The sequence below is a fragment of the Victivallis sp. genome (genome assembly GCF_048170485.1).
GTDB lineage: Bacteria > Verrucomicrobiota > Lentisphaeria > Victivallales > Victivallaceae > Victivallis.
This window is the reverse complement of the sequence record NZ_DBEXAY010000178.1, coordinates 1-10,958: the sequence shown is the minus strand read 5'-3', so window position 1 is coordinate 10,958 and position 10,958 is coordinate 1. Positions and strand designations below refer to the sequence as shown.

At 63.3% G+C, this 10,958-nt stretch carries 9 protein-coding genes; 3 read left to right on the top strand and 6 right to left on the bottom strand.

Translation table 11 applies throughout. The annotated features are described in order from the left end of the window. Positions 1 to 106: 106 nt before the first annotated feature. Positions 107 to 1,432 carry an FAD-dependent oxidoreductase gene (locus ACMLHG_RS09295; protein ID WP_417170311.1) on the bottom strand — a complete coding sequence of 442 codons (1,326 nt, stop codon included), beginning with the start codon at positions 1,430 to 1,432 and terminating at the stop codon, positions 107 to 109. Between the two features lie 106 nt (positions 1,433 to 1,538). Here ACMLHG_RS09295 and ACMLHG_RS09290 point away from each other — a divergent pair, with 106 nt between their 5' ends. Beyond that, positions 1,539 to 2,360 (top strand): helix-turn-helix transcriptional regulator, encoded by an 822-nt coding sequence (locus ACMLHG_RS09290; RefSeq protein WP_295808069.1) that lies wholly within the window; start codon positions 1,539 to 1,541, stop codon positions 2,358 to 2,360. A 35-nt stretch (positions 2,361 to 2,395) separates the two neighbouring features. Continuing rightward, entirely contained in the window at positions 2,396 to 3,355 is a 960-nt protein-coding gene (locus tag ACMLHG_RS09285) for a LacI family DNA-binding transcriptional regulator (protein ID WP_417170310.1), read from the top strand. A 1-nt stretch (position 3,356) separates the two neighbouring features. Here the strand turns inward: ACMLHG_RS09285 and ACMLHG_RS09280 are convergent, their stop codons facing one another. After that, positions 3,357 to 4,496 carry an NAD(P)/FAD-dependent oxidoreductase gene (locus tag ACMLHG_RS09280; RefSeq protein ID WP_295808064.1) on the bottom strand — a complete coding sequence of 380 codons (1,140 nt, stop codon included), beginning with the start codon at positions 4,494 to 4,496 and terminating at the stop codon, positions 3,357 to 3,359. 268 nt (positions 4,497 to 4,764) lie between these two features. On the opposite strand from ACMLHG_RS09280, the gene ACMLHG_RS09275 reads away from it, so the two are divergent. After that, positions 4,765 to 6,501 (top strand): TIGR01212 family radical SAM protein, encoded by a 1,737-nt coding sequence (locus tag ACMLHG_RS09275; RefSeq protein WP_417170309.1) that lies wholly within the window; start codon positions 4,765 to 4,767, stop codon positions 6,499 to 6,501. On the opposite strand, the gene rlmN is transcribed toward ACMLHG_RS09275, so the two are convergent. From rlmN to ACMLHG_RS09255, 4 genes are all read right to left on the bottom strand, one after another. Beyond that, the gene (gene rlmN, locus ACMLHG_RS09270; RefSeq protein ID WP_294433508.1) at positions 6,477 to 7,511 is read right to left on the bottom strand and encodes a 23S rRNA (adenine(2503)-C(2))-methyltransferase RlmN; all 1,035 of its coding nucleotides are present in this window, start codon (positions 7,509 to 7,511) and stop codon (positions 6,477 to 6,479) included. The genes ACMLHG_RS09275 and rlmN overlap by 25 nt on opposite strands. Then, complete coding sequence (locus ACMLHG_RS09265) at positions 7,508 to 9,139, bottom strand: tetratricopeptide repeat protein (protein ID WP_417170308.1); 1,632 nt, start codon at positions 9,137 to 9,139, stop codon at positions 7,508 to 7,510. Before ACMLHG_RS09265 ends, rlmN begins: the two co-directional genes overlap by 4 nt. Positions 9,140 to 9,246: 107 nt before the next feature. Further along, positions 9,247 to 9,336 carry an AURKAIP1/COX24 domain-containing protein gene (locus ACMLHG_RS09260; RefSeq protein WP_294433504.1) on the bottom strand — a complete coding sequence of 30 codons (90 nt, stop codon included), beginning with the start codon at positions 9,334 to 9,336 and terminating at the stop codon, positions 9,247 to 9,249. Positions 9,337 to 9,495: 159 nt separating this feature from the next. After that, entirely contained in the window at positions 9,496 to 10,863 is a 1,368-nt protein-coding gene (locus tag ACMLHG_RS09255) for an MFS transporter (protein WP_295808057.1), read from the bottom strand. Between the last annotated feature and the right edge of the window lie 95 nt (positions 10,864 to 10,958).

Sequence of the window (10,958 nt, the reverse complement as noted above, 5' to 3'; positions counted from 1 at the left end):
TGTTTCCCCCCTACATAAGCCGATTTCCCGAGCAAACCGCTTCGCTCCTCCTCAAAAAAATACCGGGCCAGCGCAAGCGCAGCCCGGCGGCGGAGACCTTCTTTTCTCAGTGAAAAAATGCGCCGATTCCACGAAGTTCTTTCCGGAGCGCGGCGGTGTCGATCTTGCGCGGAACAGTTCCGGCGGCCGCAGCGAGTGCTGCCGCCATGCCGGCTCCCTGACCGGTGATGTAACAGCCCGGGATCACCCGGAGCGACGCCATCACATGACGGTCGCAGCTGACGCATCGGCCGCAGGTGAGCAGGTTTTCCACGCCGCGCGGCAGCAGGGTCCGGTAGGGGATGCCGTAGCTTTCCCCCCTGCCGCAGCAGAAGGAGCGGAACAGTTTCTTGTGGGCGATCACCTCCTCCTTGCCAGGCCGCGGGGGATGGATGTCCGCCGGGAAGTTGTACCGCCCGATCTCGTCCGGGAAATCGCGCCGCGCTTCGTAGTCGTCGCGGTTGAGCACGTAATCGCCCAGAATCCGGCGGGACTCCCGGATGCCCAGCACCGAGCCGGAGCCGACGATCTCCGCTTCGGCGAATCCGGCGACTTGGCGGCGGTAAAACTCCTCATACTCCGCCAGCAGGCGGCGGTTTTCGATCACGCCGCGCGTCAGCGACTGTTCATCGGTGGCGTCGACGTCGAAGACATGGGTGATGTTGCCGACCGCGGCCACGTTGGAGACCCGGAAGACACCGGTGTGGTGAAAGTCCGGCACCGAGAGTTCCCCCCGCTGAAACGCCTCCTCCAGCTTCGCAAGCATCTTGTCGTCGTTGTGGCTGAAGGCCCCTCCCGCCCGGTAGGCGGCAAAGTCGATCCCCGCCCAGAGCGAACAGAGGGTGGAGGGCATCACCTCGCCGTTTTCGCCGCCGAACTCGAACGGCGCACCGGCAATGACCGATAGGGTTCCGTCGCCGGTCGCATCGATGAAAATCGGTGCTTTGATCGCAAAATTTCCACTCGGTCCGTTGCACAGGAGCGCTTCGATCCGGCCGGATTCCACCACCGCGTCGATCAGGCGGGTGTAATAGAGCGGCTTCACCCCCGACTCCGCGAGCAGATCGTCGTAGACGCGCTTGAGGTGTTCGGCGTTGATGGCAAGACCGCTGTCGAAATTCCGGCGGGCGGCGAACTTCTGCAACCGGTCGATCACCTCGCTGCCGAACCCGGCGGCGAGAAAGTTCACCCCGTCCGAGCAGGGCATGAAGACCGGCACCAGCGCCGCGGTGCTCATGCCGCCCGGCATCGCCAGATGATCGATCAGCAGGACGCGGACTCCCCGGCGGGCGGCGGTGACCGCGGCGGCGATCCCCGCCGGGCCGGCACCTGCAATACAGAGGTCAGCGGTGTATTTGACGGGAATGTTCCTATGAATGGTGAGTTGTTCCATTGTCTTCCTCCATGAATTTTGCTTTTCTTATAGTATAAGAGAATTCATTCGGTTTGACAATTTCCATTTCTGCAATTATTATATAAATATCCACATCGGAGGCGGAATGAATCTGCGCGAAGAGATCACATTGTTCGAGAAGCGGCTGAACTGCCGGGTTGCATTTCACGACCTGACCGGCGAGATCACCGCGCTGGCGGCACCGGAGGAGCTGCCGCTGCACCACCTCGCGCCCTGTTGCGAGACGATGCGTTCCCGGAGCGCCGAATGTTACGAACGGTGCGTCCTGTGCGATACCCGGCTGATCCAGCCGCGTCTGGCGGCGGGGCGGCCGTTTGGAAAACTCTGCCATGCGGGAGTGTTCGAGGCGGTGTTCCCGCTGATGAAGTTCGACGCTCCGGCCGGCGTGATGTTTCTCGGCCCCTTCCGTCCGCCGGAAACGGGGTGGAGCGGGGTGGTTCAGCCCCGGGGAATGGAGACGGTCTCTCCCCCGGAGGCGGAACTGCCGCCGGATCTTTTCTGGTTCGGCTCGCTGTTCGCCGACTCGATCCGGCGGCGGCTGGAGTTCCTGCCGGGAATCGGTCCGCGCGGCGGCCGGGGGGAGCAGATCCGCTGGTGGATGGAGCGCTATTTCCGCTCGCCCGGGGTTTCTCTCGAGAATCTGGCCGCGGAACTCGGCCTTTCGGTGTCGCGCACCAGCCAGCTGCTGCGCCGGGAGTTCGGCCGGACCTTCCCCGAACTGCTCAACCGCTATCGGCTCGACTGTGCGGCCGGAATTCTCGAGCGTTCGCTCCTGACGGTGGACGAGGTGGCAAAAATGGCGGGGTACCGTTCGGCGAACTATCTTCACCGCCAGTTTCTGAAACGGTTCAGGATGACGCCGGAAGAGTGGCGCCGCCGTTCCGGCAAAGACAGGGTGCGGTTCTGATGTCGCCGCAGGAATCAGGAAAGAGGAGCAGTTCCATGAAAAAGGTCACCAGTCGGATGGTGGGCGCGGCCGCCGGGGTTTCCCACGTCACGGTGTCGCGCGTTCTCAACAACGACCCGCGTGTTCACCCGGTCACCCGCGCTCGGGTGATCGAAACGGCCCGGCGGATGGGGTATCCGCTCGCGCCCGCCGACGGAAGGCGGACCGTCGCCCTCATCATCTTTGAAATCAACCTTTCCGGCTATCTCGGCAGTCTGCTCTCCTTTCTGCTGGAGGAGATATCGCTCCAAGGGTACCGGGTGGAACTTATCTCCAGCAGAGATCTCGAACTGCTGAGCAGTCGGGCCATCGCCGGAGCGATTTCGGTTTCGATCAACGACCATCTCAACGAGTTCTGGGGGGAGTTCAGCAATTTCCCGCTGGTCCGTCTCAATCGGCCGAGCTGCCATCGGGAGAACATCTACTCGGTCAGTTCCGACGGCATTGCCGGCATGGAGCTGGCGGTCGATTATTTGTTCCAACAGGGGCATCGGAAGATCGGTTTTATCTCCGATGTCCACCGTGCCGACGAGAGGGTTTACACATCGCACCGGTACGAAGGGTTCTGCGATGCGCTGCGGCGGCGGGGCGTGGGTGAGCCGGAGGCCTTCAGTTTCTTCCGGGATCAGGGCCGTTTCCCCGATCTGCGCCGCTGGGTCGAATGCGGAGTTACCGCGCTGATCGCGGCCGGGGAAACCAACGGGCTGTCGGTCGCGCAGCAGCTCAACAGCCTTCGCATCAAAGTGCCGGAGGAGCTCTCCGTCCTCTCGATGGAGTTTCCGGGAATCAGCGAACGGCTGATCCCGGCGCACACCACCCTGTCGCAGGACTTTCGCGGACTCGCCCGGGAGGCGATCACCCTGCTCGACCGGCTGATCGATCACAAACCGGTTGCCGGCGACGTCCGGGTTCCTTATCTCCTGATCGAGCGGGAAAGTGTGAAAACGCTTGTCTGACTCAGGCCTGTCCGGCCGGAGCGGCGTCGATTTCCGCCTGCAGTTTCAACGCATCCTTCAGGTCGCCGATCAGGATGCAGCCGACCAGTTTCCCCGCCGCATCGAAAAAGAGTTTGCGGAAGGCCCCGGTGTCGGAGGAGGTCTCCGATTTCGCTTCGGCCCCCTTCAGAACACCGGCCGAGAAGATTTTCAGCCCGAACACGTTGAGCCGGGCCGGAAACGCCTCCGGCAGGAAGGTCTCTTCACCGCCCGCGAGGTTCTTCCCGGCGACCTGCCCCATCGCGCGCGCCGCTCCGTAGAGCCCGTAGAGCGTCCCCTCCACCTCGGCGCAGTCTCCGGCGGCGAACACATCCGGCTGCGACGCGCGGAGACGCTTGTCCACCACGATGCCGCGGTTGCACTTCAACCCGGCCGCGGCGGCCAGTTCGATGTTCGCCCGCGTCCCGGCGGAAACCATCACCAGATCGGCCGGAATCTCCTCCGCTTCGAGCCGGACCCCGGCCGGGGTGATCTCCTTGACGACCGCGCCGAATTTGAGCGTCAGGTTCGGAATCTTCCCCAGTTCGCGGAGCGCGACTTCGGCCGCCTCCGCGTCGAGGTTGCGCGGCAGAAGGGAGGCGCCGCCCTCGATTACCGTGACAGCGCAGCCCCGCTCCAGCAGGCTCTGGGCGAGTTCCAGGCCGAGCAGTCCGCCGCCGATGACGGCGACGCGCTTGACACCGCTCTCCAGCCGGGAGCGGATGGCCTCCAGGTCGCTGATCTCCCGCAGGGAGAGGACGTTCTTGCCATCAATCCCCGGAATCGGCGGCAGAAAACAGTGGCTCCCGGTCGCCAGCAGAAGACGGTCGTAGGAAACTTCGCTCCCGTCGGAAAGTTGCACGGTTTTCGCCGTACAGTCGATCGACTGCGCCGCAATCCCGAGGCGGACGTCGATTTTCTTCTCCTGATAGAACGATTCCGGCTTGATGTAGAACTGCGCATCCGGCAGCGGTTCGGCGACCATGCCGGAGAGGGCGGGCCGCCGGTAGGGCAGCACCTTCTCGCGCGAGATGAGCGTGATTTCGCAGGGAACTCCGGCCTTTCCGGCGGAAAGCGCGGCTTCGAACGCGGCAACTCCGCCGCCGACAATGACGATCTTCATAATACACCTCGCAATAGAAATCTGAACCTCTCCGGACTCCTCCGGTCTATTTTTTCCTGTTACTAAAATAGCACTTCCCGGCGGAAATACGAATCACTTTGACAGGAAATGTGGAGTTTCTTGACCGGTTCCGCGGCTGAGAAAAGAGGGAACCGCGCGCCGACGTACGGAGGAGCACCGCCGGGGTTGCAATCCGCTGGAGGCGGTGGTATATTGGACGCCGTTTGTTTGTCCGGCAGGAAGAGCTTTCCATCAGGAGCAGGGAAGAATGCAGCAGATTCGGTTTTTCAGCGACGATATCGCCGCCCGGTACGGCCGGCGGCTCCAGCGGATTCCGCTCGATCTCGCGCTCGGCTGCCCCAACCGCCCGGACCGCTTCGGCCCCGGATGCGTCTTCTGCGCCGAAGACGGCGGCCGCGCCCGCCATCTGGCCCGGAACCTCGATCTTGCCGGACAGGTCCGGGCCGGCGTCGAATTCGCCCGTTCCCGCTACGGGGCGGAACCGCCGTGGATCGCCTATTTTCAGGCGTTCACCTCCACCTACGCGCCGGTCGAGACACTGCGGAAACTCTACCGGGAGGCGCTCTGTGCGGCCACGTTCAAGGTGGTCATCGTCGGCACCCGTCCCGACGCCCTGCCGCCGGAGACGGTCCGCTTTCTCGCCGAACTTGCCCGCGAATACGAGGTGTGGGTCGAGCTCGGCGTGCAGTCCGCCCACGACCGGACGCTCGAACTCATCCGGCGCGGCCACAACTTCGCCGCCGTCGAAGATGCCGTCCGCCGCCTGCACGACGCCGGAATCTCCACCGCCGCCCACGTCATCGCCGGACTTCCCGGGGAGAGCGAGGAGGATTTCTGCGAAACCGCCCGCCGCCTCGCTCAACTTCCGTTCCGTGCGGTGAAGCTCCACCAGCTCCTGACGCTCCGGGGGACGCCGCTCGCCTCGCCGGATTTCCCGGTGAAACCGGTTCCGCTCAACGAATATGAGTACGCCCGCTGGGCCGCCGGATTTCTGCGGCTCCTCCCGGAAGACTGGCTGGTCATGCGGCTGGTTGCCGAAGCCGAGCCGAAGCAGATTCTAACGCCGCACTGGTGGATGAGCAAGGGGCAGTTCCTGGAATTCTTCCTCGACAGTTTCCGGCGCGGCGGCGAACGGGAGATTTTCCCCGGCATCCGGACCGCCGACGGTTCGTTCACCCTCTACCACCCCGGGTACCGCCAGCACTTCCATTCGCTCGCCGGAGCGGTCTCCGAGGCGGAGCGGAAGTTCGTGGAGCCGGCCCGCCTCGCGGAGCGGCTCGCCGACGGCCCCGTCCGTCTGCTGGAGATCGGGTTCGGACTCGGCATCAACACCGCCGCCGCCCTGCGCTGTGCCGAAACGGCGGATAATCCGCTGGAGATCGTTTCTCTGGAACTGGATTCGCGTGTCCTCGACGCGGCGGAGGCTCTCCACCCGGAGCATTCACTCGAACGGGAGATGATCGCCGCCCTGAAACGCTCCGGCGAGTTCCGGCTGGGCCGCTCCCGCGTTCGGCTGCTCCCCGGCGACGCCAGAAAACGGGTATTCGACGCCGCCGGCAAATTCGACGTGATCTTTCAGGACGGCTTCTCCCCCGACTGCAATCCGGAGCTGTGGAGCTTCGACTTCACCCGGATTCTGGCGCGGAAACTCGACGCCCGCGGCGTCATGGTGAGCTACTGCAGCGCCTTCCCCTACCGCGCCGCTTTGCTGCGCGCCGGGTTGAAGGTCGGCGAATCGATCCCCTTCGGGCGGCGCCGCGGCGGCACCGTCTCCGGTTTCTGCGAAGAGCTTCTGCCGCTGCCCCTGCCGGAAAAGGAGTACGGTATTTTGCGATGCTCCACCGCCGGAGTCTGTTACCGGGATCCCCGCCTCGACGATTCGTGTGAAACGCTCCGGGCCCGGCGGGAACGGACCGTCGCCCGGCTGCGTGCCCGGGGCGTCCCGAAATGGTTCCGGGATCAGCCCTCCTGCCGCCGGAGCTGACCGCAGGCCGCCGTGCTCTCCGCGCCGCGTTCGACCCGGACCGTCACATGCGCGCCCTCCTCCTCCACCGTCCGGGCGAAGGCTTCGATCACCCGCCGTTCCGGCCGCTGGAATTCGGTGTCGGTCGCGTTGTACGGAATCAGATTCACTTTGGCGTGGTGGCTCCGCGCCAGCGCCGCCAGTTTGCGCGCGGTCGGAATTGAGTCGTTGACCCCTTTCAGCAGGGTGTACTCCAGCGTGACCATCCGCCCGGCAAGTTCCCGGTAGCGGTCCGCCGCCGCCATGATCTCCGCGACCGGATAACAGAAAGGCGGCGGAATCAGCTTCGACCGCGTCGCGTCGTCCGGCGCGTGCAGTGAGATCGCCAGATTGAACTCCCGTTCCAGCTCGGCGAACTTCAGGATCCCCGGCACATAGCCGCTGGTCGAGACGGTGATCCGCCGCGGCGACATGCCGAACTCATCCGGCGAACTCAGCAGAACCAGCGCCTTCACCAGTTCATTGTAGTTCAGCAGCCCTTCGCCGATCCCCATGAAGACCAGATTGTCCGGCCGCCGCCCGGCCCGTTCCGAACCGAGCAGGAACTCCTCGATGATCTCGCCGGCGGAGAGGTTGCGCACCAGTCCGTCGCGCCCGCTTGCACAGAAACGGCACTGCACCGGGCAGCCCACCTGGGTGCTCAGGCAGAAGGTCAGCCGCTCCTCCGACGGAATCAGCACCATTTCGACCGATTCGCCGTCGAAGAGTTCGATCAGCAGTTTCTCCGTGCCGTCTTCGGAAGAGGAGACCTCCGCTACACTGCTGCCCGGCGCGTGAAACCGGGCCTGCAGCAGCAGCCGCAGACTGGCGGGGAGGTTGGTCATCTGCTCCGGCTGAATCACGCCGCGGCCGAAGATCCAGTCCGCCACCTGTTCTCCCCGGTAGCCGGGCTGCCCCTCCGAGGACATCCACTCCCGCAGGCCCCGGCGCGAAAGTCCGGCCAGAAACGGAATTTTCCGGTCGGACTTCATTGTTCCGACTCCAGCTCTTTCAGCCGCTTTTCGACGGCGGCGCGGTCGAGTTCCCGGTCGCGTTCGGCCAGCGCCATGAGATAGAAGCGGCGCGCTTCATCCCGCTTGCCGCGGGCGGCCGCGATCTCGCCGGCATGCCAGTAGAGGACGCCCATCTCCTGCCCCGGCCGCGCAAAACGGATTGCCCGGCGGATTTCCGCATCCGCCTCGTCGAATTTCCCCCGGCGGAACAGCACCCAGGCCAGCGAATCCAGATACGCCGGGTTGTTCGCGTCGACCGAGAGAGCCTGCCGGATCAGTTTTTCCGCCTCTTCCAGATTGACGTTCAGCTCCGCGCTGACGTAGCCGATCGAGTTCGCGTAGTCCGGATGGCGGAGTTCGCCGCGGGCGGCGAGCGCGTTGCGCACCTTCTCCAGCAGGGCGGGGTCGCGAAGATTCTCCGCCGCCATCAACAGCAGCTGGAAATGCAGCGGAGTCAGTTCGCCGCCGCTCTTCTGCCGCTCGAGGAGCCGGTCGCGAAGTTCCGCAAACTGTTTCTCGCTCCGCAGAAGCTGCAGCTCAAATTCAAAGCGCGCCTCCGGGTCCGTGAGCCGGTCCAGCCGCGCCCGCGCTCGGACCACGTCGCCCGCGTCGAGCAGACCGCCGGCGTAGAGAAGTTCCCCGAGTTTGACCAGATCCGGATAGCTCTTCTTCATCTCGGCGAGCGCGGCCTCCATCGCCGGAATGTCCGGCACCGCAACCGCCGCATAGGCCAGCATCGTCAGCGACTCCTTCGACGGATACTTGCGGTAGAACTCCCGGGCGAGCCGGAGCGCCTCCCGTGCCTCGCCGACCTTCTCGTAGAAGCCGAGCCGGCTGATGTACTGCCCGGGCGCATTGAACTGATCTTCCCGCCGGACAAGCTCCTGAATGAGCTCCCGGTAGCGGTCGAGAAACTCCTCGCGTTCCCCCGGCAGCAGACCGAACCAGCGGCGTTCTTCCGGCAGGCGCGCCGCCGCGACCCGGTAGAACTCCGCGAAGATCTGCATCTGGCGGTCGGCCGCCTCCGGCGTAACCGGGCGGGGCGCGTCGGAGATCCACTCCTCCGCCGCTTCATACTCCTCGCTTTCCAGCGCGGTATCCAGATAGAACTGGGTGAGGGCGAGCCAGAGATTGAGCTCCTGACGGGGGAGTTTCTCCGGAGCCGTGACGGATTGCAGCGTCTTCCGCAGCCGTTCCGCCCGTTCCGCGGGGGGATTTCCGGCCCGCCGGTCGATTCCCGCCGCCAGCAGAGCCAGCGGGAGCTCCTGCGGATGTGCGGCGGAAATCGCGTTCAATTCCGGCGCGATCTCCTTCGCCTCCTCGCGGGAGCGGAGACTTTCCGCAATCGCTTTCAGCGGCACTCGCGTGGTCGGGTCGGCTTTGAGCACTTCGAGCAGTTTGCGGGCCCGTTCCGGGGAACGCGGGTTCCGCATGGCGGCGATGAAGTTCTCCAGCGCGCGGATTCGCGCCGCCCCCTCCTTCGAAACCCGGCGGTCGATCGGCGGCGCCGGATTTTCCGCATTCGTCTGGTCGCTGCCGATTCCGGTTTCCATCGCCGCCAGCGCGGAACACAGGACCATGGATGCCATTGCTATGATTTTTTTCATCGATTCACCTCGCTTGTAAAAAGAAACGCGCCCGCTTTCCGGCATCGCAATCAGCGAAAACGGAAGCGGGCGTCGCAGTTTACCGGGAAAAAATTCCCCGGGGCGGCTTACTTCTTCTTGTGCCGCAACGCCTTCAACTGCTTCTTGCGTTTGTGCTTGGCGATCTTCTTCCGCCGTTTCTTCTTAAGGTTACCCATGTTGCACTCTCGTTGTTCTGATATTGAATGAACCAAGTCATTACTCGAATATGTAATTTAGCTCATTTTTGTGAAAATGCGCCCCCGAAATCAAAAAAAATCGAAAAAAAATGAAAAAAAAGCGGAGAATCCGGGTTTTTTCTTCGTTCTGCCGGGAAATCAGGCCCCCTCTCCGGCCAGCGGCGGCGTGTAGGATTCGCGCCCGCCGCGCCTCTTCCAGCCGCAGTAGAGCATGAAGAGGGCGAAAAGTCCGAGACCGGTGAAGAGGAAGTCCCAGACATAGATGTACTGGTAGCCCAGCAGATCGACGAATGCGCCGCCGCCGGCGTTGGCGAGGATCAGAAAGATCGAAACCACCATCGCGTTGGCCGACGAGAACTGCCCGTACTGCGTCGTCGGCAGCAGGGCGACGAACATCGGCAGTTTGCTCGCATTCTGGATCACGTAGACCAGCGCCAGCATCACCGAGACGATGTAGAAGCTCGTGTAGTCGCGCACGAAGAAGAAGCCGAAGACGTTCGCCGCCACGATCAGGATGCCGCCGGCCATGTAGGTCCGCAGTGGATGGAACTTGTCGACCAGGATTCCCATCGGAATCAATACGAAGAAGCTGATCACCGCGTTGACGCTCATGATCTTGCCGAACTGATCGACCGACATGCCCAGCGCCTCCTTGGCGAAGAGCAGATTGAACATCGTCCGGCAGACGGTCGAGGCGTCGTTACAGGCGATCGCCAGAAAGAACCAGCGGTAGAAGGAGAGGCTGAAACACTCCCGGAAGTAGGTGCCGATCATGTTGCCTTTGCGCGGCTCCGGCGGCGGATACTCCCCCTCTTTCACGAAGACGCACATCAGAAGAAACGAAATTAGATAGACCAGCGCCACCAGAGTGAAGATCCAGGCCATGTGGGTTTCGGCGTGGCCGATGATGTAGCGCTGGAAGATGAACCCGGCGCAGGTCCCCACCATCCGGAAGAGCGCCATGAACCGCCCCATCAGCGGGCGGGGCACCACGTCGGCGAAGATGTAGTAGAAGACCGAGAAGACGAACATGTTGAAGAACTGGAACCCCACCGCGAAGACCACGATGAAGCCGATCACCACCTTCGAGACGGTGATCCAGCTGTTCTGCGGCAGCAGCAGCGAGTGGACCGTCTCCCCGATCGCGTCGCTCCAGCCGAGCAGGATCAGGAAGAGTGTGACGAACGGCGTGGCGAAGAAGAGGTAGGGAATCCGCCGTCCCCAGCGGGTCCGGGTGCGGTCGCTCCGGGTGCTGATGATCGGGTTGACCACAAAATTGATCGCCGCCGGAACGCTGCCGACGATCAGCCCGATCAGCCAGTTCGGCGCCTCATGCATCCGCAGGTAGAGCGGCAGCAGATTGGGGATCAACAGTTCCATCATGCTGAAGCAGAAGTCGCCCCACAGCATCCAGATGAAGAGGTTCACCAGCCCGAAGGTGGTGTAACTGAGTGTGCCGACGCGATAAGAGCTCGCGTTGTCCGCCGTACCTGCCCCGATGTTCATATCCAGCGCCCCCCGTAAATGTCAATTTAATGGACACTGTCCACTATAGCTTGAATAAATTAAAAATCAAGGTGATTCAAGAAAAAAATATGGAT